This window comes from Palleronia marisminoris (assembly GCF_900172315.1).
Taxonomy (GTDB): domain Bacteria; phylum Pseudomonadota; class Alphaproteobacteria; order Rhodobacterales; family Rhodobacteraceae; genus Palleronia; species Palleronia marisminoris.
This window is the reverse complement of record NZ_FWFV01000001.1, coordinates 693,710-720,115: the sequence shown is the minus strand read 5'-3', so window position 1 is coordinate 720,115 and position 26,406 is coordinate 693,710. Positions and strand designations below refer to the sequence as shown.

The window sequence follows — 26,406 nt, the reverse complement described above, 5'->3', positions numbered from 1 at the left end:
TGCGCCGCCGTCAGGTGCCCGGGCGGCGTTCAGGGCTGCGCGAGTTCGGCCTGCCGAGGAAAGCTGCGCCCCTTGAGCCGCTGCGTCGCGCCCTCGATGTCGTCGACGAGCAGGAGCAGGAAGTCGCCGGGTTGCGCCGCGTCGATGGCGCGATCGGTCGCCGCGTGTTCGTCGTGGATCGTCTCGACCTCGCAGGGCGTGTCCGCCTGGGCGGCGCCTTCGTGGATCAGCTTCGCCGTCTCTCCGGGTGCGCGGCCGCGGGCATCGGTTTCGTAGACGAACAGCAGATCGCACATCCCGGCCAGCTCGGCCCCCAAGGCGACGAGATCCTCGTCGCGCCGGTTTCCGGGTGCTGTCGCGACACCGATCCGGCGCTGCGTGGCCAGACCGTTGACCAAGGGCCGCAGCGCCTTGAGCGCGGGCACGTTGTGGCCGTAGTCGATCAGGCACTTCACGCCGTCGGCTTCGAAATAGTTGGTGCGTCCCGGCATCTGGGCGGGCGTCGGGTGGAAGGTTAGAAGCCCCGCGCGAATGTCGTCGATCTCGATCCCGTGGGCGGTGGCGGCGGCAGCGGCGGCCATCGCGTTCTGCACGTTGAACGGCGCGTGCCCTTCGAAGGCGATCGGCACGTCATTTACCGCGCAGATCTCCACCGTCACCCTGCCGCGCAGCATGACGATCTTGCCGTTTTTCACCGTGAAGACCATCCCGAGCTCGCTCAGATGCTTCGTCAGCGCGGGGTTCTCGGGGTCCATGGTGAAATAGATGATCTCGCCCCGGGCCCAATGCGTGCCTTGGTCCATCACCAACGGATCGTCGGCGTTCAGGACGCAATATCCGCCCTCGCTCTTGACGGCGTCGACGACAACCGTCTTGCAGCGCGCCAGTTCTTCAAGCGTGTGGATGTCGCGTTCGCCCAGGTGGTCCGACGCGATGTTGAGCAGCACGCCCACGTCGCATTCGTCGAAGCCGAGGCCGCGCCGCATGATCCCGCCGCGCGCGACCTCGAGCACCGCGTGCTCGACCGTAGGCTCGCGCAGGACTGCCTGCGCGGCGGCGGGGCCGGAATAGTCGCCACGCAGGATGACGTGGTTGTCGATCTCGACGGTGCCGGTGCAGCCCATCCCGACCGAGCGGCCAGCCTGCCGCAGGATGTGCGATGTCAGGCGCGTGGTGGTGGTCTTGCCGTTGGTGCCGGTGATCGCGGTGATCGGGATGCGTCCGTCATCCGTCGGGTCGGGAAACAGCATGTCGACGATGTGCTCGCCCACGGGGCGCGGCGTGCCGTGGGTGGGCGACATGTGCATCCGGAAGCCCGGGCCGGCATTGACCTCGACCACACCCGCGGACTGGTTTTCCAGCGGCTCGGACAGCGTTTCGGCCAGAAGGTCGATGCCGATCACGTCGAGCCCGACCAGGCGGCCGATGCGCTCCATGGCGAAGCGCACTTCGGGATGAACCTCGTCGGTCAGGTCGCTCGCCGTGCCGCCGGTCGAGATGTTCGCCGTGGACTTGAGGAACGCGAGCTCGCCCTCGGGAAGGACGGTGTCGAGCGTCAGCCCGGCCTGCTCCAGCATTCGGTGGGACTGTTCGTCCACGTGGATCTGGGTCAGCAGGTTCTCGTGGCCCACGCCGCGCCGGGGATCCTCGTTCTCGCGGTCGATCAGCTGCTGGATGGTGCTTTGTCCGTCGCCCGTCACATGCGCGGGCCGGCGGCGCGCGGCGGCGACCAGCTTGCCCCCGATCACCAGCATCCGGTGATCTTCACCCTTGATGTAGCTTTCGACGATCACGCCGTCGGCGCCTTCGCGCAGCCGGGCCACAGCGGCGTCGTAGCCGGACTGGAGATCCTCCATCGAGGTGATGTCGGTGGTCACGCCGCGCCCGTGATTGCCCGACAGCGGCTTGGTCACGACCGGCCAGCCGATCCATTCGGCAGCCTCGCGCGCCTCTTCGAACGAATAGCAGGTCTGGCCCCTTGGGACCGGCACGCCGGCGTCGCCCAGGATCTGCTTGGTCCAGTCCTTGTCGTCCGCGATCGAGTGGCCGATGATCCCCGAGGCGTCCGTGACGGTCGCCTGAAAGCGGCGCTGCTTGATGCCGTGGCCGAGCTGCGTGTAGCTCGTTCCTTCGGTCAGGTTGTAGGCGGGGATGCCGCGGTCCCGCGCCGCCCTGACGATGGACCCGGTCGACGGGCCGAGCGCATTGGCGTCGCGCACTTCCTTCAGGTTGTCGATATGCGGCTGAAGGTCGACGTCCTCGCCGTCGTAGATCTGCCGGGCGATCTCGACCGCCGAGGTGCCGGCGGCGATGCCCGTCGCTTCGTCGCGGTAGCGGTAGACGACGTTGTAGATGCCGGGGTCATAGCTGTCGACCGTCTTGCCATAACCGACCGAGAAGCCGACGAGGTTCTGCAGTTCGATCGCCAGATGTTCGACCAGGTGGCCGGCATAGGTGCCGTTTCTCACCCGTTGCAGGAACCCGCCCGCTTCCCCGACCGAGCAACGATGTTCGTATAGCGAGGGGATCAGCGATTCCAGGCGCTCGGCCATCCCCTCGACCTGATCGCTGGATCGCTGTTCCAGGTCCTCGATGTCGAGGCGCATGTAGATGGCCTGGTAGCGGCTGTAGTAGTTCGGACCGCGCAGGGCACGGTGTTCAAGTATGCGCATCGCTATGCTCCAGGCTCATTTTGCCGAGTTCGCCTGGCCCGAGGACGCGCCGCTCCCGGAGGTTGTATCCGTACCCGCTGATCAGGGCATGCATCGTGACGTTGTGGACAGCGACGGCTTCGCCATCTTCCAGATCGAAGACGTTCGACCCCGTGATCGTGGAACTGTCGACCAGGATCACGTGACCGGGGCCGATCGCGCGGAGCACGTCCCCCTCGAACAGCACCGCCGCGTCTTCGCCCAGGCCCACGCCCAGGTATTCGGGATTGGTCGCCCCCACTTCCATGAGCCGTGAAAAGCGGCCGCGTTGCAGGAAATGCGTGTCGATGATCACCCCGTTCACGAAGCCGAAGCCCGCGGTCATCTTCACGGCGCCCTTGCGCAGGCTGTCGTCGGGCGACCCGCCATATACCATGGTCTGCGACTGGCAGGCGGCTCCGGCACTGGTTCCGGCCACGACCGCGCCCTGCGCGTGCCGCGTGCGGATCTTGTTCAGCGCCGCCGAGCCGCCGAAGACGTTGGTCAGCCGCATCTGGTCGCCGCCCGAGATGAAGATCACGTCGGCGCGGCCGATCATGTCGACGAAGGTGGCATTGGCGGCATCGGCCCGGTCGCGCACGCGGATGTCCAGGACCTCGGAGGCGCCGAGGGCCGCGAAGGTCTCCCGGTAGCTTGCGAAAACTTCGTCGGGAATGGCGCTCGCCGTTGTGATGACACCCACAACCGGGGCGTTCAAGCCGGACCAGCGGAGGACGCGGCTGAGGATGTCCGCCTCTTCCGATTTGTCCTCTGCCCCGCCGATCGCGACGAGCGGCCCCCGAGCCGACACTTTCGCTGGCATGTTCATTCTTGGCCTCCAAGATTAAGGATAGCCTAGATTTTGCGGTTCATTTTGACAACGTTTGGTCAAGATTAATTGGGTTTGGGCGAAAATTCCCTGGCTGAAGTGCCTTTTCGGTTCGTTGCGCCTACAGTCCGGGCACTGGGCGTTCAGCGATCCGACAAGAAGCGAAGGAGGGCGATCATCGACTATTCCATAGCGATCCACGGCGGCGCCGGCGTTCTGCCCGCGCGCCTCATGACCCCGACCCGCGAGGCCGAGGTTCGCGCGGCGCTCGACCGGGCGCTGCGCGCCGGCGAGTCCATTCTCGCCGCGGACGGGTCGGCCCTGGATGCCGTCACCGAAGCGGTCAGCGCGCTCGAGGATGAGCCGCTGTTCAACGCCGGTCGTGGGGCGGTATTCACTCGCGACGGCCGCCACGAGATGGACGCCGCCGTGATGGACGGGCGCGACCGCCGCGCGGGTTGCGTCGCCGGCGTGATGGGGCCGCGCAATCCGGTCCGGCTGGCCCGTTGCATCATGGAGCGCACCGATCACGTGCTGATGGTGGGCGAGGGCGCGCTGCGTGTCGGCCGCGATGCCGGGATCGAAGAGGTGCCGCCCGAACACTTCTTCACGCAAGAGCGGTGGGACGCCCTTCAGGAAACGTTGCGCATGGAGGCCGCCGGCACGCTCGACGACGACCCGGCCCGCCGCCACGGCACCGTCGGCGCCGTCGCGCGCGACCGTTCCGGCGCGCTCGCCGCGGCGACCTCGACCGGCGGCATGACCGCGAAACGTCCCGGCCGCGTCGGCGACAGCCCCCTGATCGGGGCGGGCACGTTCGCCGACAATCGCACCTGCGCGATCTCGGCCACCGGCGACGGGGAGGCTTTCATCAGAATGTCGGTCGCTCATGAAATCGACGCGCGTATGCGACTTGCGGGGGAAACGCTGGCGCAGGCCGCCGACCATGTCGTCCATGTCGGGTTGCCGGACCTGAACGGGTCGGGCGGTCTTGTCTCCGTGGATTTCGAGGGGCGCATCGTCGCCCCGTTCAACTGCGAGGGCATGTATCGCGCCTGGAGCGGCGACTCGCTCGACCGCGAGATTGCGATCTATTGATGGGATGGGTTCCCCGACGTTAAGGTGCGAAGAGGGACCCGGCGAACGCCCCATGAGGAGTGTCAGATGACTGTTCTTTTCGAACCTCGGCATGTGACAGGGCAGGGCGGGGATATTCTTCGAGCACATTCGGTCGTGCGATGACCCGGCTCGAGACGACCGTGGCGATGCTGGACGAGATGATCGCCTTCCCGACCGTCTCCTCGGACAGCAATCGGGACCTGATCTCCTGGATGGCCGAAAGGGTCGAGAGCGCAGGAGCTCGGGTTCGCGTGATCGAAAGCGAGGACGGCACCAAGGCCAACCTCTTCGCAAGTTTCGGCCCGGAGGGCGATGGCGGCATCGTCCTGTCGGGGCATACCGACGTGGTCCCGGCCGAGGAAACCGGCTGGGCCACTGATCCTTTCACCCAGAAAGAGGCAGACGGGCTCCTTTACGGGCGTGGAACCTGCGACATGAAGGGGTTCCTCGCCTGCGTCATGGCGAGCCTGCCCGATCTCGCCGCATCCGATCGCCCGATCCATATCGCGGCTACCTACGACGAAGAGGTCGGCTGCATCGGCGGCCGTCAACTCGTCGAAGTCCTGCGCACCGAGGGGCTCCGTCCGCGATTGGCCCTGATCGGAGAGCCGACCTCGATGCGGGTGATCGAGGGGCACAAGGGCTGCTGCGAATATTCCACGAGTTTCCACGGGCTCGAAGGCCACGGCTCGCAGCCGGACCTCGGGGTTTCCGCCGTCGAATATGCCGCCCGGTTCATCAACCGTCTTCTCGAACTTCGTGGCGAGCTGCGCGACCGCGCGCCGGCGGGCAGCCCTTTCGACCCGCCATGGACCACGCTGCAGGTCGGCCGGATCGAGGGCGGCGTCGCGCACAACGTCATCGCCGGCCTCGCCCGCGTGGATTGGGAACTGCGGCCCGTCACCGACGACGATCACGTCTGCGCCGTCCGCGCGGCACGGGATTATTGCAACGACGTCCTCCTGCCCGCGATGCGCGCGGTCCATCCGGGTGCGGAGATCGTGACCGAAACGATCGGCGAGGTTCGCGGCCTGGAACTGGTCGACGACAACGAGGCTGCCGCGCTCATCGCCAGCCTGACAGGCGTCAACGAGGCCGATGTCGTCTCGTTCGGCACCGAGGCCGGACTGTTCCAGTCCCTGGGCTGCGACGCCGTCGTCTGCGGACCCGGAGACATCGCGCAAGCGCACAAGGCCAACGAGTATGTCGAGATTGCGCAGCTGGATGCCTGCCTGGACCTGCTGGCGGCAATCGCGCGGCATCCAGGCTGAGATGCGGAGACCGGATGGATCAGCGCAGGGACTGAACATCCGAGCAACCGCAGGGCGTGATCCAGCTGTGCAGCAGTGATCCGGGACGCTTCAATCCTGGATCGGGGGGTACGGCACATGCAGCCGGTCGCGGCGGCATCCGATCGAAGCGGACACGCCCGTGATCGGGAAAGCGCCACACATCGGACGGATCAGCTCTGCCGTAACGACGTTTCGCTCTCGCCGAGTGCCTCTGATGCCGCACGGACATGCTGCTCGACCCTCGCCAGATCCGCCGGTTCCTTGATCTCCCGGCGGGCCGTTTTCGCGATTGTTCGGAGTTCGTCGTTCAGTGCATCGCGCTGGCTTTCGGTGCGCACGTGCGGCGCTAGCCGCTGAATCGCGGCGAGGAGATGGAGGAGGACGAGGGGCTTGTCGCCGCCATTCTGACGTATCTGGCGGAACGCCGCGCCGATCAGACTGCCGTAGGTCGGCCGCTTCCAGATCACGCGGATTTCGCCCGTTTCGTCGGTCAGAACACCGCGTGGCAGCGCCCGGCTCATCAGACGGGCGAGCGAGGCCGAGAGCCGGTCGATGACCGCAACCGCCGTATAGGGATCGTTGATCCCCGGCGAGAGAGCCCGCACCGCGACCTCGACGAGGTGACGGATCGAGAATTCCAGGTCCTGCACAGGCGTCCGTTTGGGTCCGATCGTGAAGGCGCGGGCGATGGCGTCGCGCAACTCGGGACCGATCTGGTCTGCCGGATGGACGGCGATGTCCCGACCGCCTTCGACGACATAGTCACCGGCCCGGAAGCGGAGCGCGACGAGCACCCCTGCGGACCGGGCGGCGTCGATGAGCTCGTCGAATTCGATGGTCTGAACGTAGCCTCCCCGGCGCAACCCGCAGAAAGCCGCGTTCTCCTGGAAATCGGCGGGAAGGGCCGCTTCGGGATCCTTCCCCGCTCCGCCTTCGAGCGGCTCGAGATTGGTTATGCCGTCGTCCAACTCCTTCCCGACCAGCTCGATGACCGTCTCGGATACCAGGGATCGCGCCAGCCCGTGAACGTGAAGGATGAGCAACGCCACGCTGAGAAGCGTCAGGCCGATGGAGATCGAAACCGAAACGTAGGGATGGGGACCATCGCCCTGCCGCCACCCGATCGAGCCGTAGAGAAGCAGGCAGAAGGTGATCGTCATCACGTAGGTTCCGAAGACGAACTGGGTCCGACGGCTCGCCATGAAGTTGCGGGCGAGGCGCGGCCCGAACTGGCTTGCAGCGAGCGTCAGCACGACCATCGTGATCGAGAAGACAAGGCTCGTCATGGTGATCATCGACGCAAGCAGCGTCCCGACGATATCCCGGGCGTCGTTCGGGACACCGACATAGACAAGCCAATGCGCATCTTCGCCCACTGCCCCGTCGAGGGTGGGGATCAGGGCGGCCATCCATGTCGCTGCGAGCCCCATGAGCGCAGGCACGAACCAGAAGCTGGTGGTGACGGCGTCCCATTGTACCCGCAGGAAGTGTATGTGTCGTTTCATTCTGCACCGCGTCATTCGCCTCGGCCGAGCGTATCGTTCAGAGGGATGCGCGTCACGCCTCCGGGGTTCCGTGACCGCCTGAATTGGGGGACATGGGCCAGTCTCCGAAGCCGCGCTGCGCCCCCGTCGCATCGCCCGAAGCGACGGCTCGTGTCGCGCGCTGCTGCCCCTGTCACCGGCCTGCCCATCTTCCTGTGAAACGCGACGAAGAACTGCGGGCTCTTCGCTCTGCAGGCGCGCCGGTTTGGCCCTTTCCGCACCGCGAGAGCCGGGAAATCGGACAAGCGGATCCCGGCTACTGCTTTTTTCACGCGCCGAGGTCGACATCACGTATGCTCCTACGATCCCAAGTGGAGCAGTGACGCGGCCGCGCCGCCTCTCGAGGGACAGGATTGACAGGTCGAGATCTGACACGATGACGCACAAGCTCGATGGTGATTGCACCGGCGGCGGATGCCTGACGGCCAATGGCGCTGTCATGCTTCTGGCTGGGAAGCGGCCGCGACCAGGAACGATCATCGATGAACTGACCGCCCGGGTCACCGCAGCCGGAAGATCGGTGTATCTCGAGCTGCCGCACAGGGCACAGAACCTTGGCAAGGAGCGCTGGATCGAAGGAGCGGTGATCGTCCATCGCGGATTGTCGCGTGCGATCCTCGAACAACTGCGCGAGGAGGAAGCCAAGGGCTGGCGCATGTGCAACCGGGCGGCCGCGAGCCTGCTCGCACTGGACCGGCCGGAGCTGATGGCTCGTCTTCGGGCAGATGGGGTGCCGGTCCCCCACTCCCAGGTTCTCGCCGACTGGTCGAGCTGCCAAGCCGCGTCCGAGGGGCGCAATGTCGTCGTGAAGGCCGCCGATGGATCGGTCGGCCGCGGCGAGCGCATAGTCTTCGGAGGAGGTTCCGGACTACCAATCGACCAGCCTTTCGAGGGGCCCTACCTCGTCGAGGAGCGGGTGACCCATGACGGAATGGACCGGAAGCTATACGTCGCGGGCGATACCTGCTTCGGGCTTCTGAAACCGTGGCCGAGGACGCAAGAACCCGACGTCCGGTTCGACCCTCCGACCGATTTGCGGGAGATCGCGTTCGACGTCGGTCTCGCAACCGGACTCGAGATCTTCGGCGTCGACGTCGTGATGTCGCCCGGTGGACCTGTGGTGGTGGACGTCAACGTCTTCCCTGGATTTCGGGGCATCGAAGGGGCTGGCGAAGCGGTCGCACGTCATGTCATGCGGCTGGCTGGGCGTCCAGATCCGGGATGCTGAACGCCGGCTCGTCTGGCCCTCCGGCACAGATCGCGACCAGCCTGTCCGTTGTATGGGCGCGCCCGGCGATCCGTTGGCCGATGCCGATATGTCGGATCAGCGATGCCCAGTGGAGGGTCCGCAGGCGGTCGCGGTCGATAGGCCCGCGCCTCTCCTCGTATCCCGCGAGAAACGCCGCCATCTCGGCCGCGAAGCGGCGAGGGTCTGCATGGTCCCGCAGGCCGAGCTCGGTCAGATGCGCCTGGAAGTTGCCGACGTCGATCATCGGATCGCCCGTCGCATAGAGGTCGAGGTCCACGAGCCAGACGACCTCTCCGTCGATCAGCACCTGGTCGGGATAGAAATCTCGGTGGATCCCGGTGGTGTCCGCTGATTGAAGCGTGCCGACCAAGGCATGGGCTGATCGGCGGATACCCTCTATGCCGCGCCGGAGGTCCGGCCGCGTCGCGACGGCGTGGTCGAGTGCCCGGTCGATCACGTCGAGTTCGTGGTTCAACGCCCATTCGCGATCGGTCGGAATACGCGTTCGGTGCAGGGTCGCCAGGGCGTCGCCCGTCCTGCCACTCGCGTGCACGGAGCGGTGCGTCGTCAACAACTCGGTCAGGGGATGACCCGCCACCATCTGCTGCAACCAGATCGGCGGCGTCTCGATCTCGGCAACGAGATCAGGTACGCCAACACCCCGCGGCGTGCGACCATCGAGGCCGGCGGCACGCAGGCATTGGTGAAGCCGTGGAGTACGGCGGTCGGCGCCCTTGGCCCGGAGCTTGCAGATAACCGGTGGCGCACCGACCATGTCGTACCTGATCAGCGCGCGCCGCCCGGGCTTGTGGCGCAAAAGGCATGCCCGCAGGACAGAATCCTCGGGCACGTCGAGCACCGCCGCCAGCTTCGGGGCCATCTCCGCGGTATCCAAGGCGCTCGACAGGTCAAGCGTCATCGACGGTGGCTTGGATGCCTTGCGCGGCAGGAGCGACTCGACGAGCGACAGGACGGTTTCCGTCTCATGTGCCCAGTCCGGCCGGCGATCGCGGAACCCTTCCGTCGCCAGCGCAAGCAGTGCGGCGGCACGATGGGATGACAAGCCGTCGGGAACGCTCCCACGCAGTTCGGCATAGCCTTGCAGGAAGGCGACCGCTGCAATGCCGGCAGTCTCGGTGCCGACAGTGCCTCTGATCAGATCAAGATCGAGCCGCGCCTGGAACGTGCCGAGGTCGCGCGCCGGATCGCCGATGGCCATCCTGTCCCAGTCGATCACCGTCGCCTGTCCGTCTTGGATAACCACCTGATCGGCGCTGAAGTCGCCGTGTATGATACACGGCGTTGGGGCGAAACACCTCAGCTCCTCCGCGACAGCGGCCGCCAATGCCGACATCGCGCCCGAAACGTGTCGCAACAGATGGGCAGCGGCGGGCGGCCCGATTTTCGCCGCCGGCAGGACGGACCCAAGGCATGGCGCGGCCATGTGCAGGCGCGCCAGCTCTCGCCCCGCCGCACGGAACGCATCGGCTGGCGAACGCGCGGGATCCAGCGGTGTCCCCACGACCCAGCGAGAGGCGATCGCGTACCGGTCATCATCGACCGACAGCAGGCCCGCTCCGGCATACCGATCCGCATGACGCGCGCCTGCGAGGGCGGAAGCGAAGCCGCTCTTCTCGTATGCCTTCACGACCGCGGCCTGCCCCGAGGGCAGTTCCGCCCGCAGAACCAACCGTCTTCCCGGTTTGTACCGCAGCAGTTCCAAGGTGGCCCCATCGAGGCGCAGATCGCGAAGGTAATCCTGCCGCTGCTCGGCGCTGCCGAGCCTGCGTGCCGCAACCACCTTCCGGTCGTGGCGGAGCGGGACCAGCGCGGTACAGATGTCATCGAGGTAATGAACCGGCTCGGGGCCAAGCTGCCACTTCGCCCTCGCGCGAACCTCGGCATAGCGCACGGGTGGATAGGTCATCGCGGCCAGGGCACCGAGGGCGCCGTCCGGCGGGATGAGGCCAATCACGCAACTCGTTCCGGGCTTGTAGCGAATGTAGGTGGCGCGAAGGTCCCCCAGGCCCGCGCGGCCGATCAGATCGGCCGGATCGAGCAGGGTGGCCAAGCCCGGCAGGCCGGGGTCGCGGTGAATGAGGTCGATGTCAGCTTGCGAGAGCACGATCTGCCTCCCGCGAGGAACGCGCCCCGCCGCGGAGGCCCGCGAACTTCCCGCCGGATGACATGAGATCCGACGGGCTGCCGTCTTCGCCGATCTGTCCGTCATCGAGAACAAGAACACGGTCGGCACGGGCCGCGAGGTTCAGATCATGGGTCACGAGGATCGTCGTCCGCGCGCGCGCGAGGTGCCAGATCGCCTCGGCCACCACCTGCTCGCTTGCCCGATCGAGTCCGACCGTCGGCTCGTCGAGGATCAGGATCGGGCTGTCGCGCAACGCGGCCCGCGCGATGGCGATCCGCTGGCGCTGCCCGGTCGAAAGGGTTGCGCCGCACTCGGCGACCTCGGTCCGGTAGCCGTCGGGTTGCTCGAGGATGAACTCATGCGCATTGGCAAGTCGCGCGGCGTCCTCGATCTCCGCCGGCGTGACCTCGCGACCCGCGCCGAGCACGATGTTCTCGGCGATCGTTCCCCGGATGATCAGCGGCTCCTGCGGGACCAGGCAGATCTGCGCACGCAGCGAGGACAGCGTGATCGACCGAATGTCGACGTCGTCGATGAGAACCCGGCCCTCCGACGGGTCGTGAAGGCGAAGAACCAGGCTTGCGAGCGTCGACTTTCCGACACCCGAAGGCCCGGTGACGGCCACGGACCGGCCCGGTTCGAGGATCAGGTTCACGCCCGCCAATGTCGGAAGGCCCGCGTCGCCATAGCGGAAGGAGACGTCCTGAAAGGCGATCCGGCCGACGAAGGGCTCGGCGGTCCGCGCGTCGGGCGCGTCGGCGACAAGCGGAACCTCGTCGAGGATGGCCACGACGCGTTCGCCGGCCGCCGCGGCCTTGGCAAGACGGGCGGTGTACTTGGCGTAGTCCCGGATCGGCCGGAACGTGTGCTTGAGGTAAGAAACGAAAATCAGCAGGTCGCCCGGGGTGATGCGACCGCGCAGGACCTGCAGGGTGCCGAACCACAGCACGACGGCAAGCCCGACCCCGGCGAGCAGATCGACCGACCGCTCCAGCCCCGCCGACAGCCGTTTGCCTTCCACGCCTTCGCGCATGTCCTTCGCGTTGGCGCCCGCGAATCCGGCCGAGACCTGTTCCTCGAGGCCTAGGGCCTGGATGCTGCGGATGCCGGACATCGTTTCGGCGCTGGTCGCGGCAAGCTCGCCCTGGCGCTTGCGCTGCTTGCGGCTGACGGTGCGGATCTTTCTTGTCAGGCTCTGGGACAGCAACCACAGGAGCGGCAGCGGCGACAGCGCAAGGAGGGCCAGCCGCCAGTCGAGCCAGAGCATCACACCGATCATGCCGGAGAAGATCAGGACGTTCGCAAGAAGAGGCAGCGCCGCCGTAACGGCCGTTTCCTTCAACATGCCGACATCGCCGATCAGGCGCATCGTCAGGTCGCCCGCCCTGGCACGCGCATGGAAGCCCAGGGACAGGGATTGCAGATGGCGAAAGAGGTCGGCGCGAACGTCGGTCAGCACCTGATTTCCGACGAAGGCGAAGCCCAAGGTCGACAGGTACTGGAACAAGGCGCGGAGGCCGATGACGGCCAGGAGGCCGGCGACGCACAGAGCGAGCAGCGTCATCGGGGCGAGCGCGGCGGTGGCAGGGTCCTCCCCCGCGGCACTCGGCACCACCCGATCGATGATGAACTTGAGCGGCCAGGGTTCCAGCAGCTTCATCGCGGTCGCGGCCAGAAGGGCCAGCAGGGACCCGCCCAGAAGCTTCCGGTGGGGGCGCATGTAAGGATAAAGCCGCGACAGCACGTGGCGCAGGGTCGGCAGCGTCTCCGAAGGGCTTTCCTTGCGGCTCATGCGGCCACCCGGTCGCTCAGTCCGGCCAGGCGCAAGACATGCGCCGCGACCCCGTCCCATGTCCGATGTGCCATGACGTCGGCACGGGCAGCCGCGCCGAGCGCGATCCTGTCTTCGGGCGATGCCGCAAGATCGGCCAGCGCCGCCGCAAGGGCCGGCGCGTCGCCTGGCGGGACCAGCACTCCGGTGACGCCGTCCGATACGACGTCCGGCAGGTGGCCCACCCGGCTTGCCACGACAGCGATGCCGGCGGCCATGTATTCGTAGAGCTTCAGGGGAGAGAAGTAGAAGTTGGCGCTGGCGGCGTAGGGGGCGACGCCTACGTGCATCCGCTCCAGAAAGGCGGGTATGGCGGCATGCGGCACCGCTCCGACGAACTCGACTGCGCGGTCGACACCGAGCCGTTGCGCCTGGTTCGCAAGGCACGCCCGCTCCGGTCCGTCCCCGACGATCAGCATGCGCGCGTCGGGCACCGGCCCCTTGCGCAGGATCGCCAGCGCCTCGATCGCGGTGCCGACATCGTGCCATGGCTTCAGGCTGCCGACGAAGCCAAGCGTGAACGGCCCATCAGCCGATGGGCGAAGCGGAAACCGCGCGGGCGAAATGGCATTCGGGACGACTTCGACGCTCTGCGCCCCGAGAGTCCGGCAATGCTCCGCGACCGCCGGCGAAACGGCACAGATCGTGCGTGCCGCCGCCATCGACCGACGGGCAGACCGCTCGGCCGCGTCAGGCAGAACCAAGGTCCGGTGGCGGGCCTGCTCTTCGATAAGCGGAGCATTCACTTCGAGGATGCCCGGGACGCCAAGTGCGCGCGCGGCTTCCATCCCCGCATGTGCATAGAGCGCGTGGCGTTCGTAGACGAGATCCGCCGCCGACTTGCCCAGAAGGGCTTCGACCTCGGCATTCAAAGCCAGCGAAGCCCGCGCGCGCGTTTCGGGATCGCCCTTCGCGACAGGCGTCAGATGGCACTGCGCGATGCCGGCAAGGTCCTTCGGTGGCTCCCCCTCGATCCGGGGAGAGATCAGCGTGACGTCCGCCCCAAGGGCCAGGAACGCCCGCAGCATCTCCTGCACGTGGATCGATGCGCCCTTGGTGCCGAAGATCGGGATGCCGGGATCGGTGCAGACATAGGCGATCCGCATCAGGCGACCCCGCGCAGTTCGGCGGCCGGCGCGGACATCGCCCCGCCGAACACCTCGCGCAGGGCGGTCGCGTTGAGGGCGACGTCGAACTCCCGCTCGATCAGCGCCCGCCCGTCGCGGGACAGGCTGTGTCGCAGATCGGCATCGTCCAGGAGTTCGGCCATCGAAGCGGCCAGCGCCTCCGGATCGCCCTCGGCCGCGATCAGCCCGGTCTTGCGGTCCCGAACGAGCTCGGGAATGCCGGTCACATCGGTCGAGACACAGGGTAGGCCAAGCGCCATCGCCTCGAGCAGGACCGTCGGCAGCCCGTCGCGGTTGCCATCCGCACCGACGACGCAAGGACACGCCAGAAGGGCCGCGGATCGCATCTCGCGCATCACGTCGGCTTGCGAGAGGGGACCCACCAGGCGGACAGTATCGGAGAGTTCCGCTCCCTCGATCTGCAGCGCGAGGTTCTCGTGCTCTTCACCGTGGCCGACGATCCGGCAGGACACGTCGCGCCCTTCGGCACGCAACAGGCGGAGCGCTTCGATCAGGATGTGGAAGCCCTTCTTCTCGACCAGGCGACCCACGGCGAGAATGTCCCGCGCACCGGGTTGCGGCGGGGCGTAGCCGAAGCGGTCGAGGTCGAGGCCGTTGTAGATGCGCCGAACTTTGCCCGCCGGCGCGCCGAACCCGTCGCGGATATGGGCGACGTTGTAGTCCGACACGGTGACCACACAGGATGCGTCCCGGATCTTCAGATCCAGATGCTGCGGTTCCGCGTAGTCGTAGTAGATGTCCTTGGCGTGGGCGGTGAAGCTGTAGCTGATCCCCGCCAAGGCTGCGGCGAGGCGCGCGACCGAGGTGGATACCGTCCCAAAATGGGCGTGCAGGTGGCCGATGTCGCGCTCGGCACAGGCCAGGGCGATGCAGCACGCCTGCGCCACGTCTTGTCCCTCCATCCCGCGCATCTGCGCGATCGCGTGCCACCCGTTCGGAAGCCGCGCCCCCGCGGCCGAGATCAGTGACCAGAGGGCGTCGGGGCCGCCGAAGCGGTCCGGTACACGCGTGACCGGTGCCCGGACGCGGCCCAGGATATCCTGAAAATGCGTCTCCTGAACGTCGCGAAGGGCGAAGATCTCGATGGGCTGCCCCGCCGCTTCATGCGCGAGGATCTCGTTCACGATGAAGGTCTCGGAGAAACGTGGATAGCGCTTGAGAACGTAGCCGACTTTTGGATTGGTCATCATTTCGCCCATGATCATGACGCCCGCGCGGACGCGGCAGCCGGTTGCAGGATGTGCTCCGCCAGGCGCAGCACCCGGTCGAGGCCACCCATGTCGGGATGTTCACCAGAGGGCGGCGCCGTGGGGCTGGAAAGCCAGTGCCCGATGGCATCCGCGGTCAGATCGTCCGGATGAATCATCGAAATCAGCCCGCGCAAGGCCAGCCGTTCGGTCCGGATCAACTGCTCTGCCCGCGGATGTGCCCGCGGTACGATGAGTGCCGGACGCCCGAGCGCGAGGATTTCGCAGGTCGTGTTGTACCCGCCCATCGAGATAATGCGCTCGGCCCCGGCCATCAGCGCGATCGGTTCGCGGATGAAGGGGACAAGGGTGATGTCCTGGCGCCGCGTAACGAGGTCCTGGATGCGTACGCGCATCGGAACCGGCATCTGTGTCCCGGTGACCAGGATCCCGCGATGGCCCCTTGGCAGCGATGCCTGCGCGAACGCCTCGCACAACGCCGCTCCATCGCGACCGCCACCGACGGCGCAGAGCGCATAGGGCGCGCGATCATCGCCCAGGACCGCAGCCGCGTCCGCATCGGCAATCGGCGAGGCACGCCGCACCGTCGGATCGAGATACCCCACATGCTGCGCCCTTCCCGCAAGGGCGTGCGTCAGGCCGCAGTCGGCCGCGATGTCGTAGATCGAAGGGTCGCCATAGATCCAGACCGCGTCGTAGTGACGCCGCACGGTCTCGAAGTTGCGCTGTCGCAACCATTGCCGGCGCACGACTGCCGGCCGGTCGATCACGTCGCGCAGACCCAGGACCATGCGTGTCCGGCCCCGCGCCTTCAGCATTTCCAAGGTCGCGTCGAGCTCGAACAAGGCCCCGCGGGGGACGTTGTCGACGATCATGAGGTCGGGATCGAATGCCTTCACCGTCGCCTTGATCGTCTGGCTGCGAAGCGCCGTCAGCGGCGCGAGATCCTGGCCCAGGTCGCGCGGGCGATAAGCCCCGTCGATGCCCTTGGCGTAGGCGGGAAGCGTCACGCAGTCGACGCCGTCGGGCATCGCGAACGCGCCGGCCTCTCTCATGCCGCCGATCATCAGGATGTCGGGCGTCTGCCGGATGGTCCTGAGCGCGCCGGCCAGAAGCAGGTTGCGCCGCAGATGCCCGAAGCCGAGGGTATCGTGGGAATATAAAACGATGCGTGGAGCACGCTGTCGGAAGTCGCCAGCAGTTTCGAAATCGCGAGCGTGAAGCATTGCCGAACCTCCAGGATTGCCCGCGCGGGCGAGGCGTCACGCAACCGATTTCTGGCTGATTGATGCGCGCGGTGTCATTGAACTGTAACATTGGGGTTGGCTGCCAAAGCGCAAATTAGAAGTTCATTAGAGCCTCAAACCGGCAATTTCCCGAGCACGCCCTTCGTATATCCTGACCGGGGATCGTCTCGGCACGAGCTGGTCCGGAGGGCTTCGCCACGGAGGTTCAGGCGCTTCTAACCATGCAGATTCGAACGAAAATCCTGGCCAGCCACGCGACCATGGCAGTGGTCGTGACGGTCATAGCGATCGGGATCGTCGTGATCCTGCGAATCGGAGACGCGAACCAGCGCCAGCTTCGTTCGTCCTACGAGCAGATCCGCGCGATCAATCTCATCGCCGCCTGGGCCAACGACTACTCCGAGCAAGTCGCGGAGATCTTCATCCTTGGGACCGACGAAACCGAGATCGACGAAGCCCGAGAGGAACTTCTTGCTGCGCTGTCCACGAAAGCCCAGTTGGTCGCCGATGAGATCGCGTATCTTGCGGATGAAGTGGATGTCGCGGGCGAGCGAAACGAACTGCGTCGTATCGAAACCATGCGCCAGACGCTTGAAGAGCTCGATCTCGTCCGCAGACCCATCGGGCCGCTTCTGGCGGAAGGGCGCCGCACCGAAGCCGAAGCGATCTATCGGCGCGACATCGAGCACCGGCTCGATACCGTCCTGGGAGCCCTCATCGACACGGCAACTGGAATCGAGCGGCAGGAGGTCACGGACGCAATCGCGAACTCCACGGTGCTCTCGGAGAGGTTGCGCGCGCTTGCGCTCGTGCTCGTGGGGACGGCCGCACTCCTTCTGCTGGGCAACGCGTTGATGGTGCAACGAGCCATATCCCGGCCTGTCGCTGCCTTGGCCGACGCGGCCCATGCGGTCGGGCAGGGCGACCTGTCCCATGTTGTCCACCTCGAGAGCCGGGACGAGTTCGGCATGCTGGCGACCCGCTTCAATCTCATGACGACGCAGATTCGCGAGCAGCATGACCGTTTGCTTCGGGCGAAATCAGACCTGGAACAACAGGTTGCCGAACGCACGGGCGAGCTTGTGGCGCGCGGTGCCGAACTGGAGAATGCGGTCGCGCGCCTTCGGGAACTGGATGCCAGCCGCGCACAGTTCTTCGCCGACATCAGCCACGAGCTCAGAACTCCGCTGACCGTCCTGCGCGGCCATGCCGAGGTCACCCTCCGCGCCTCCGAAAGCACGCCCGAGAGGATGCGGCAGACGCTTGCGCAGGTTGTCCGCAAGGCCGACCAGATGGGGCGACTGGTCGAGGATCTGTTGTTCCTCTCCCGCTCGGAGGCCGGCACCATCGTCGTCGAGCGCAAGCCCGTCGATCTGCACGAGATCTTTGCCGAAGTGCTCATGGACAGCCAGAACCTGCCGCGCAAGGCGGGCATCACGATCTCGCCGCAGCAGACATCCGATCCGGCGATGGTCGAGGGCGACGCGGGACGGTTGCGGCAGGCACTTCTCATCCCGCTCGACAACGCGATCCGGCTGGCACCCGCGGGAACAACCGTGCGCGTCGAGCTTTCGGTGGTCGAAGGCCAGGCCCTGGTCACGGTCAGCGACGGGGGCCCGGGCTTCACGGCCGAAGAGGTGCAGCGCGCCTTCGTCCGCTTCTTCCGCGGCGGCGCGAGCCGGGGCCGCTCGGGCCGGGGCGCGGGGCTCGGCCTGTCGATCGCTCGATGGATCGTGGATCAGCATGCTGGCACGATCAGCATCAGCAGCACGCCCGGCCATGGTGCCACGGTCCAGATCGAATTGCCGCTGATGAGGGCACGAACATGAGCGCCATCCTGATCGTGGAGGACGACGTCGAGATCGCCGATTTCCTGTCCTTCGGCCTTTCGGCAGAGGGCTACTCGGTGCAGGTCGAACGCTACGGAGCGAGCCTGCTCGACCGCGTGCGCGGCGGCGCGTTCCGCCTCGTCATCCTCGACAGGATGCTTCCCGACGCCGAGGGCATCGATTTGTGCCGCCGACTTCGGGCGGCTGGCGACGGCACGCTTGTCCTGATGTTGACCGCACGCGACGCACTGGAGGAAAAGCTCGAAGGTCTCCGTGCCGGCGCCGACGACTACATGACGAAGCCATTCGCCTTCGAGGAACTCCTCGCTCGTATCGAGGTCCTTCTGCGCCGCGCGTCGCCGCCCGCAAAGGATCGCGTGATCCGCTACGCCGACCTGACGATCGATCTGGCACAGAAGGTTGCGCGCCGCGAAGGGCGCGAGCTGGGATTGACCGCGACCGAGTATGGCCTGTTGCTCTACCTGGTCGAGAATGCCGGCCGGGTGGTCAGCCGGCTGGAGATCCTGAACGCCGTGTGGGGCTACGATTTCGATCCGAACACGAACATCGTCGAAGTCTACATCGCCTACTTGCGCAAGAAGGTCGACCGCGACTTCGATGGACGGCTGATCCAGAACGTCCGCGGCTTCGGCTACCAGCTCTCGCACGAGACACCGCAGAAGGACCGAAGCGCGTAGTTCTGTCGGAAGGCAGTCGGGGGGCGACTTGCACCGCCCCCGTCCTTCGGATCAGTTGCCGCCCCAGGCGTCGGGGTAGTTTTCCATGCTCTCACAGCCGCACATCGCGTAGTGCAGCGGTGGCATCGCAGGGTTCACGTAGTCGGCCAGTTCGTCCTGCGTGATCGCCGGCTGCGGCAGTACCCATTCCGGGGCCGGCACCGGTTCGCCTTCGATCACCCGGGCCGCCGCGATAACGGCCGTGCGCCACTGGAACGTCGGATAGGTCGGCGCGATGGCCGTGAGGTCCTCGTCCTGCCACTTGCGCAGGAAGTCCTGCTGATCCTCGCCCACGAAGACCGGAATTTCGTAGCCGGAATCCTCGAACGCCTCGATCGCCGCGACGGCGGTGGCGCCCGCATCCATCCAGACGGCGTCGATGTCGCCGCGCATCAGGTAGTCCTCGACGATGGACTTGGTCTTGGCGTTGTCGCCGTCCGTGAATTCCGCGCCGACAATGTTCATGCCGGCCTCGTCCAGGATGCGGCGTCCGGCGGAATAGCGCGTCTCGAGCACGTCGACGCCCGGCAGGATGCGCAGCATCAGGACGTTCGAGCCTTCGTCGACATTCTCGACGATGAATTCGGCGCCCTGGATGCCGAAGCCATATCCGCCGATCGGGTGGACGAAGGTGACCGGGCAATCCGTGTTGACGCCCCGGTCGAAGACGATCACCGGCATATCTTCGCAGGCGCGTTCCACCGCGGGGGTCAGTGCCGCGGTGGTGTTGGGCGACACGATCATCACGTCGCAGTCACCGCCCGCCAGGAGGTCGTTGATGTCCGCGATCTGCTTGTCGTCGGAACCTTCGGCATCGACGTGGACGAAGTCGCCGATGGACTCGTGGTTCGCGACCTCTTGCATCATGTTGGTATAGCCCACCACGCGCCATGGGTTGTTCACCCCGGCGTTGGAGAAGCACACCGTGGCCGGTGCTTCGAGCCCGAGATCAGCCGTTTCCGTCATCTCGCCGCCGATATGTTGCAGCCAGGGCTGTCCCTCGGGGCCCATAGGCTCGGCCTGCAGCTGCTCCTGCTGCTTCGCGAATTCCTGCGGATCGTCGAAGTTCTGGGCGTGAAGCGGCACGACACTGACCGCGAATGCTCCCGTCGCCATGAGTATGCGTTTCATCTCTCTCTCCCTATCAGCCGGGGCCGCATCACGCGCGCCCTCAGGTTCCCGTCTGTTTCCTTCGGTGCATGGCAAGCGCGACGGCCGCGATCAGGATGAGGCCCTGCACTACCTGCCGGACGGGTTGCGGCAGGCCAAGAAAGTTCAACAGAGTGAAGATTGCCGTCAGCGCAAGCGCACCGCCGAAGGCCGCGAAGACGGAGCCGCGCCCCCCCAGCAGCTGCGCGCCGCCCAGCACGGCAGCGGTGATCGCCTGCAGCTCGTAACCCGATCCGACATCGGTCGAAACGCCGGCAAAGCCGCCCAGAAGGATGCCCGCGATGGCCGCGGAAAGGCCCGACAGCATGAACGCGGTAATCCGCACTCGGTTGACGGCGACGCCGGCCAGGCGCGCCGCGACCGGGTTGTCGCCGATCGCGTGGACCTGCCGGCCAAGATTGGTGCGGTGCATCAGCCAAGCCAGGATGCCGACGACGACGAACAGCACGATGACCGAAACCGGGATGAAGCCGACAAGCGGCACGTCGCGAACGAGCTCGCGACCGAAGAAGCGGTACGTGTCCGGCAGGTAGCCCCGCGGCGCGCCGCCGGACCACAGGAAGGCCAGCCCGTTGAGCGTGATCATCATGCCGAGCGTCGCGATGAGCGACGGCACCCGAAGGAAGCACACGACGAGCCCGTTGACCACGCCCACGCCAAGACCCATGCCCAGCATCAAGGGAATGACCCAGTAGGTCGCGGCGGGGTCGTTGTTTGTCAACATCGACGAGCCGACGACGACCAGCGTAATCAGCGATCCGACCGAAAGATCGAAGCCGCCGGACGTGATGACGTAAACCTGCCCGGCCGCGAGAATCGCAAGCGGTGCCGCGCGCTTGAGGAAGTTCATGTAGCCTGTCGGTTCCACGAAGCCGGGATTCATCAGGATGATCCCCGCCACCAGCGCGGCCAGCAGCAGCCACACGGGATTGATCTGGGGCAGGCGGCGTGTCCGGGCGTGGGTCGTCTCGGTCCTGTCGCTCATGCCACGATCCTCTTGGAGCGGGCGGCGTAGAAGGCCACGGCGGCCACGATGATGATGCCGCGCAACACCTGCTTGGCGAAGCTGTCGACGCCCGCGACGTTGAACACGGAATCGATGAGCGAGAAGATCAGCATGCCCGCCATCGTCCCCCAGATGCCGCCGCGCCCCCCGGCCAGCACCGTGCCGCCGATCACTACGACGGCGATGCTTTCGAGGTCGTAGACCCCGTCGGCCCCGATCCAGGGCGCGCCCGAGCGCAGGCGCGACGCAAGATAGAGCCCCGCGATGACGGCGCAGACCGAACAGATGACATGTGACAGGACGACGATGCGGCGCGTCTTGATACCCGCGAACCGCGCCGCTTCCTCGTTGCCGCCGACCGCGTATATGTCGGACCCGAACTTGGTGAAGCGCAGGAGGATCCAGGCAAGGCACGCAAGTGCCAGAAGGAACAGCAGCGCCAGCGGGAACGGCCCGAGCCGTCCGTAGGCGAATACCTGGAACTCCGCCGGCACCGAGCCCGCGAAATTCGAGACGAACGCCGACAGGCATCCCTGGATGATCAGGCTCATCCCCAAGGTCGCGATGAGGGGGTTCACGCCCAGCCCGGTGACGACCAACCCGTTGGTCAACCCGACGAGCCCGCCAAGTGCGACGGCGGCAAGGACTGCGGGCAGGATCATGGCGGGCGAGCCATCCATGATGACCGACGCGAGAACGGCCGTCGCCGAGATCAGGCTGGCGACACTGAGATCGATCGAGGCGACGAGGATCACGAACGTCTGACCGATCGCCGTGATGCCGAGCGCGATGGAGCGGCCGAGAATTGCGATCAGGTTGTCGAAGGTCAGGTACTGCGCCTGCCCGGTGGCGAGCACGACGCCGACATAGATCGCGAAGGCGCCACCCAGAAGGATCAGCGGAGCCCAGCGTTCCAGCCGGAAGCCCGACTTGGTCTTGTGTGGCGGAGCACCCTCGGAGCCGCTCATGCGGCGACCTCGGACTCGGCTGTTGCGGCGTGCATGACGTCCTGTTCGCTTGCCCCGTGGGGAAACTCGGCCACGATCCTGCCCGCCTGCATCACGAGCACGCGGTCGGCCGCACCGATCACTTCGGGCAGGTCGGAGGAAATCATCAGGATCCCGGCGCCCTCGCGCGCGAGGTCGCGCATCAGGTGATAGATCCCCGCCTTGGAATTCACGTCGATGCCGCGCGTCGGTTCGATGAATATCAAGAGCTTCGGGCGCATGGACAGCCAGCGAGCCACGATGGCCTTCTGCTGATTTCCGCCCGACAGCGCGCGGATGTCCTGGTCGTAGGACGCCGCCCGGATCTCCATGTGGTCGAGCAGGCCGTCCATGCGCACCGTGTCCGAGTGGGCGTTGCGCCGGTCGCTGGACCAGAGCGAGGCGAAGGCGCGCGAGGTCAGCATCCCGTTGTCGCGCACCGACTGCATGAGGACGAGGCCCTCGCTCTTGCGGTCGCCGGGAAGCAGCCCGATGCCGCCCAGGATGGCGGCGCGCGGCGTGCCGAAGGAAACCGCGTCACCGTCTAGCGTGACATCGCCGCGTTCGAACGGTGCGTCGCCGAACAGCGCCCTTGCCAGCGCCACGCGGCCCGCGCCCTGGATGCCCGCAAGGCCCACGATCTCGCCCCGGCGCACGTCCAGGTCGATGCCGTCAAGCACCGCGTTGCCTCCGCCGCGCACCGACAGGACCAGTCCGCCGACCTCGTCCGGGCTGGCCGGCGGCGCATAGAAATCCGCGATGTCGCGGCCGACCATCGCGCGAACGATCTCGTTCGGGGCAGGCACCTCGTCGAAACGTGCCGCGACCTCTCCGTCCTTCAGCACGGTGACACGGTCGGCCAACCGGGCGATCTCGCGCATCCGGTGGGTGATGTAGATGATCGCGACGCCGCGCTCGCGGAGCGTGTCGACGGTTGCGAACAGCTCTTCGCATTCCGCCTCGTTCAGCGCGGCGGTCGGCTCGTCCATCACCACGACCCGCGCCCCTGTCGACACCGCCTTGGCGATCTCGACGACCTGTTGGGTCGCCACGTCCAATTCCCCGACGATGCGATCCGGGTCGATCCGTCCGGCGGCCGCGAAAAGCGCCAGAACCTCTTTCGTCTCGTCGCGCATCTTCGCGGCGTCGATCAGCCCCAGCCGCGTCCGCGGTTCCCGCCCCAGAAAGAGGTTCTGCGCGACCGTCCGTTCGGGCAGCAGCGAGAATTCCTGGTAGATCGTGGAAATGCCCGCGCGAAGGGAGTCCACGGGATGTCGGAAATGCACTGCCTTGCCGTTCATGAGCACGGCACCCGAGTCGGCCTGGTAGACGCCCGACAGGATCTTGATCAGCGTGGACTTGCCCGCGCCGTTCTCGCCGACAAGTGCCTGCACCTCGCCGGTGCGCACGTCGAAGCTCACGTCGGACAGGGCACGCACGCCCGGAAAGGTTTTGGTGATGGCCTTCATCTCGATGACGGGGGTGGTCATGCGGCCTCCCACTCTCGGCGGATGAAGTCGTGCGACTCCGTGAACAACGTCTCGAAATCCGGGAAGAGCGGGCGCCAGACCCGTGTCGCGGCCGCCAGTTCCGGCACGCCGGCGCCGAAAGCCTCGACCACCACAGGTCCGTCGAAACCTGTTGCCTTCGCGGTGCGGAACACGGTGGCAAAGTCGATCTGGCCCCGGCCGACGACTCCGCGATCGTTCTCGGACACGTGCAGCACGTGCATCTTCCCGCCCAGATGGCGCATCGCCTCTGCCTGGTCCTGTTCCTCGATATTGGCGTGGAACGTGTCGTACATGATGCCGAAGGCAGGGTGATCGACTTTGTCCGCGTACGCTCGCGCCTGTGCCATCGTGTTCAGGAAATATGTCTCGAACCGGTTGAGATGCTCAAGCGCCAGCTTGTAACCGCCCCGAGCCGCACGCTCTGCCATGGCGCGATGCGCTTCGGCGCCGCGGTTGATCTCGGCCTCAGTGGGGCCCTGGCCGGTGAAATGGCCCATCGGCGCGTGGTAGGGGCCGCCAATCGTCTCGGATCCCAGCGCCTCGGCGCAATCCTGGATCCAGGACAGGTGATCGAGACCGCGCTGGCGGATGCTCGCGTCGTCCGACAACGGGTTCGCGTCCACGTCCGGCACGATCGAGGTCTGCGCGCGCCCCAAACCGAGGGCGGCCAGACGTTCTCCGAGCCATGCGTAGTGATCGGGCGTGCCGCGCATCACCGGCACCTCGACGTGGTCGTATCCGATCGCGGCGATCCGCTCGATCTGCGGCAGGTGGCTTTCGTCGATATGCCCGCCCAGGCAAAGCAGGTTGATCCCGAGCTTCATGGCCTCACCCCGGCGCTGTTACTGACCGATGATTTCACGCCGGGATCGATCAATCGCGTCCCGTCCTTGCCATTGTCGACGACGAGAACCAGAGGCCCGCCGGGTCCGGGTGCAGGACGACGAACTGTCTCTGAAGATGCGCGGCCGATCTCGGCCGTCCGCCCCCTGGTCGTATTCCGGTGATCACGCACGGCCCTCGCGGTCTCACTCTGGAAAAGCCGCTTGTTCCAAGTTGGAACCGGGACGCCCTCGTGAGCGCGATCGGCTGCCCGGGGGGCCATCGCACTCCACTGGGTGCACCGCACGTCGTCCGGCGCGGACTGCGCCAGAAAAAGGGCCGGACCCTTTGTCGTCTTCATGAAACCCCCCAGCGGCACCGTCCTCCCCAGCGCCATTGCAATCGATTTCAATCGATTCATCCGACGTTTGCAATAAAAATGTAATCGATTAACAATCGGCGATGTTCAGGAGACGACATCGCGGCAACTTGACCTGAGCCCGGACTCCCGTCCGAAAAGTCGGAGAGTCCGCGGATGGATTCCTGGGGGTGTATCAGGCGCGCATTTTTCAGCCTGCCGTGCAGACGACGCACAAGCTGCGCCTTCGGAAGCCCGACCTTTCGGCGCTCATCGCCCGTGTATGCGGCGGCGAAGTCAGCAATGCTTCCACGACGCCTGCCACCGAACTCATTCCGCTTTCGAAGCCGATGCATCGCCGTGGGAACGGAAACTCCAGCTCACTCCACCAGATAACGTGCGACGATCGGGCGGTAGCCGGCGCCGAGCGCGCAGGCGGTGATCCCGAGTGTTCCCGAAACGATCTGCGGGCGGCGGATCCCCCGCGTGTCGACTTGCGCGACCAGGGTTTCGACCCGCGCGATCAGCTTCTGGCGCACCTCTGCCGGAAAACTTCCGTCGATGACCACGCTGGGCAGGTCCAGCACGGCGACGAGGGTGACGGTGGCCGAGGCGAGCTGGCGCGCCGTCTCTTCGATCCAGGTCGCCTCCAGATCGTCGAAACCGGCCCATGCCGGTTGCTGCAACAGCCGCTGGCCGTTGCCGGGCATGCGCGCCTCCAGTCGCCGCTCGAGCTGGTGGATCGATGCGACCTCGAGCATCTGCGTCATGCGGCCGTCGGCGCCGGGCACGGGAAGCGAGGCGAGGGCGCCGGCATTCCCACCCGCGCCGAGATAGAGGCGCCCGTCGAGGACGATGCCGCCGCCGAGGAAGGCGCCGACGAAGATGTAGCCGAAATCCGGCAGGTGCCGCGCGCCTCCGAAAAGATGCTCGCCGTGGCAGGCCAGCGAGCCGTCGTTGCCGACGAAGGCGGGCAGGCCGGTCGCCTCGGCGAAGGCGTCTTGAGCAGGAAAGTCGTGCCACGCCTGCATCTCGGCCCGCGGCGCGCCCAGAAGGTCCAGCCAGTTCCACAGGTCGAACGGCATTCCGATCCCGATCCCGGCGATGCGCTCGTGCTGGTCGGCGGAAAGCATCTGCTTGAACTCGGCAAGCCCCGCCCTGGCAAGATCGAGACAGGAGGCCGGTGTCGGATAGGCATAGGTGGCGGTCTTTTGACCCAGAACCCGTCCCTCGAGATCGATGAGGATGAGGTCGGATCGCCTTCTGCCGATCCGCAACCCGATCGCGAACGCTCCGGCCGGGTCGAGCTGGATCGGCGTCGACGGCTTGCCGATCTTGCCCCGGACGGGCGACCCGCGCAGGACGAGGCCCTCGGCTTCCAGCTTGCGGGTGATGACCGATGCCGATTGCGCCGAAAGGCCCATGCGCCGGGCAATCTCGGCCGCGGGCGTCGGCCCGTCCTGGCGAAGCATGTTCAGGATCGCGCGCTCGTTCGCGCTGCGCTCCGGCGTGCTCGGCACAGCGATTGCAGCGCTTCGCCCTTCATCGTTCATCTCGTGTTCCTCCGCGCGCAGTGTCGCCAGCGGTGCTTTGTAAAGCAAGTTGAGAAAAGCGTTGACGGCTGCTTCTTTCGCGGTTCATGCTGACGTTGTCGGCTGGAGGAGTCGGCCGCTTTCGGCAGTTC

The 26,406-nt window shown here is 66.4% G+C and carries 19 protein-coding genes; 5 read left to right on the top strand and 14 right to left on the bottom strand.

The features are described 5' to 3' along the window. Positions 1 to 29 precede the first annotated feature (29 nt). Together cphA and PAM7066_RS03515 are read right to left on the bottom strand one after the other, a co-directional pair. On the bottom strand, positions 30 to 2,672 hold the full coding sequence (gene cphA / locus PAM7066_RS03520) for a cyanophycin synthetase (protein ID WP_085852722.1): 2,643 nt from the start codon (positions 2,670 to 2,672) through the stop codon (positions 30 to 32). Then, positions 2,659 to 3,519, bottom strand: coding sequence for a cyanophycinase (locus PAM7066_RS03515; RefSeq protein WP_085852721.1), 861 nt, complete (start codon positions 3,517 to 3,519; stop codon positions 2,659 to 2,661). Before PAM7066_RS03515 ends, cphA begins: the two co-directional genes overlap by 14 nt. Positions 3,520 to 3,654: 135 nt before the next feature. Between PAM7066_RS03515 and PAM7066_RS03510 the strand changes: the two genes are divergently transcribed. After that, positions 3,655 to 4,617 (top strand): isoaspartyl peptidase/L-asparaginase family protein, encoded by a 963-nt coding sequence (locus PAM7066_RS03510; protein WP_306456055.1) that lies wholly within the window; start codon positions 3,655 to 3,657, stop codon positions 4,615 to 4,617. A 140-nt stretch (positions 4,618 to 4,757) separates the two neighbouring features. After that, positions 4,758 to 5,909, top strand: a complete 1,152-nt coding sequence (gene argE / locus PAM7066_RS03505) for an acetylornithine deacetylase (protein ID WP_085852720.1) — start codon at positions 4,758 to 4,760, stop codon at positions 5,907 to 5,909. Positions 5,910 to 6,100: 191 nt separating this feature from the next. Here the strand turns inward: argE and PAM7066_RS18835 are convergent, their stop codons facing one another. Then, a complete protein-coding gene (locus tag PAM7066_RS18835; protein ID WP_175484553.1) occupies positions 6,101 to 7,435 on the bottom strand; it encodes a DUF2254 domain-containing protein in 1,335 nt (444 codons plus the stop codon). A gap of 415 nt (positions 7,436 to 7,850) precedes the next feature. Here PAM7066_RS18835 and PAM7066_RS18830 point away from each other — a divergent pair, with 415 nt between their 5' ends. Beyond that, complete coding sequence (locus PAM7066_RS18830) at positions 7,851 to 8,702, top strand: ATP-grasp domain-containing protein (protein WP_175484552.1); 852 nt, start codon at positions 7,851 to 7,853, stop codon at positions 8,700 to 8,702. On the opposite strand, the gene PAM7066_RS03490 is transcribed toward PAM7066_RS18830, so the two are convergent. Genes PAM7066_RS03490 through PAM7066_RS03470 form a run of 5 tightly spaced genes read right to left on the bottom strand, consistent with a single transcriptional unit; the run spans position 8,665 to position 16,282 of the window. Further along, positions 8,665 to 10,794, bottom strand: coding sequence for a phosphotransferase family protein (locus tag PAM7066_RS03490; protein WP_176237561.1), 2,130 nt, complete (start codon positions 10,792 to 10,794; stop codon positions 8,665 to 8,667). The two genes, PAM7066_RS18830 and PAM7066_RS03490, sit on opposite strands and share 38 nt — an antisense overlap. A 37-nt stretch (positions 10,795 to 10,831) precedes the next feature. Further along, positions 10,832 to 12,661, bottom strand: a complete 1,830-nt coding sequence (locus tag PAM7066_RS03485; RefSeq protein ID WP_085852716.1) for an ABC transporter ATP-binding protein — start codon at positions 12,659 to 12,661, stop codon at positions 10,832 to 10,834. Further along, positions 12,658 to 13,806 carry a glycosyltransferase family 4 protein gene (locus PAM7066_RS03480; RefSeq protein ID WP_085852715.1) on the bottom strand — a complete coding sequence of 383 codons (1,149 nt, stop codon included), beginning with the start codon at positions 13,804 to 13,806 and terminating at the stop codon, positions 12,658 to 12,660. Before PAM7066_RS03480 ends, PAM7066_RS03485 begins: the two co-directional genes overlap by 4 nt. Then, entirely contained in the window at positions 13,806 to 15,035 is a 1,230-nt protein-coding gene (locus PAM7066_RS03475; RefSeq protein WP_085852796.1) for a glycosyltransferase family 4 protein, read from the bottom strand. Before PAM7066_RS03475 ends, PAM7066_RS03480 begins: the two co-directional genes overlap by 1 nt. A gap of 14 nt (positions 15,036 to 15,049) precedes the next feature. Then, entirely contained in the window at positions 15,050 to 16,282 is a 1,233-nt protein-coding gene (locus PAM7066_RS03470; RefSeq protein WP_085852714.1) for a glycosyltransferase family protein, read from the bottom strand. A 242-nt stretch (positions 16,283 to 16,524) separates the two neighbouring features. Here PAM7066_RS03470 and PAM7066_RS03465 point away from each other — a divergent pair, with 242 nt between their 5' ends. Further along, positions 16,525 to 18,132: a sensor histidine kinase gene (locus PAM7066_RS03465; protein WP_085852713.1), complete on the top strand. Its 1,608-nt coding sequence runs from the start codon at positions 16,525 to 16,527 to the stop codon at positions 18,130 to 18,132. Next, the gene (locus PAM7066_RS03460; protein ID WP_085852712.1) at positions 18,129 to 18,830 is read left to right on the top strand and encodes a response regulator transcription factor; all 702 of its coding nucleotides are present in this window, start codon (positions 18,129 to 18,131) and stop codon (positions 18,828 to 18,830) included. Before PAM7066_RS03465 ends, PAM7066_RS03460 begins: the two co-directional genes overlap by 4 nt. A gap of 51 nt (positions 18,831 to 18,881) precedes the next feature. Here PAM7066_RS03460 and PAM7066_RS03455 read toward each other — a convergent pair whose 3' ends face one another. From PAM7066_RS03455 to PAM7066_RS03430, 6 genes are all read right to left on the bottom strand, one after another. Beyond that, the gene (locus PAM7066_RS03455; RefSeq protein WP_085852711.1) at positions 18,882 to 20,000 is read right to left on the bottom strand and encodes a substrate-binding domain-containing protein; all 1,119 of its coding nucleotides are present in this window, start codon (positions 19,998 to 20,000) and stop codon (positions 18,882 to 18,884) included. A gap of 40 nt (positions 20,001 to 20,040) precedes the next feature. Then, on the bottom strand, positions 20,041 to 21,024 hold the full coding sequence (locus PAM7066_RS03450) for an ABC transporter permease (RefSeq protein WP_085852709.1): 984 nt from the start codon (positions 21,022 to 21,024) through the stop codon (positions 20,041 to 20,043). Further along, on the bottom strand, positions 21,021 to 22,013 hold the full coding sequence (locus PAM7066_RS03445; protein WP_085852708.1) for an ABC transporter permease: 993 nt from the start codon (positions 22,011 to 22,013) through the stop codon (positions 21,021 to 21,023). The genes PAM7066_RS03450 and PAM7066_RS03445 overlap by 4 nt, the downstream gene beginning before the upstream one ends. Then, complete coding sequence (locus PAM7066_RS03440) at positions 22,010 to 23,521, bottom strand: sugar ABC transporter ATP-binding protein (protein WP_085852706.1); 1,512 nt, start codon at positions 23,519 to 23,521, stop codon at positions 22,010 to 22,012. Before PAM7066_RS03440 ends, PAM7066_RS03445 begins: the two co-directional genes overlap by 4 nt. Continuing rightward, positions 23,518 to 24,366, bottom strand: coding sequence for a sugar phosphate isomerase/epimerase family protein (locus PAM7066_RS03435; protein WP_085852705.1), 849 nt, complete (start codon positions 24,364 to 24,366; stop codon positions 23,518 to 23,520). Before PAM7066_RS03435 ends, PAM7066_RS03440 begins: the two co-directional genes overlap by 4 nt. Before the next feature lie 736 nt (positions 24,367 to 25,102). Next, positions 25,103 to 26,275 (bottom strand): ROK family transcriptional regulator, encoded by a 1,173-nt coding sequence (locus PAM7066_RS03430; RefSeq protein ID WP_085852704.1) that lies wholly within the window; start codon positions 26,273 to 26,275, stop codon positions 25,103 to 25,105. Positions 26,276 to 26,406: the final 131 nt, after the last annotated feature.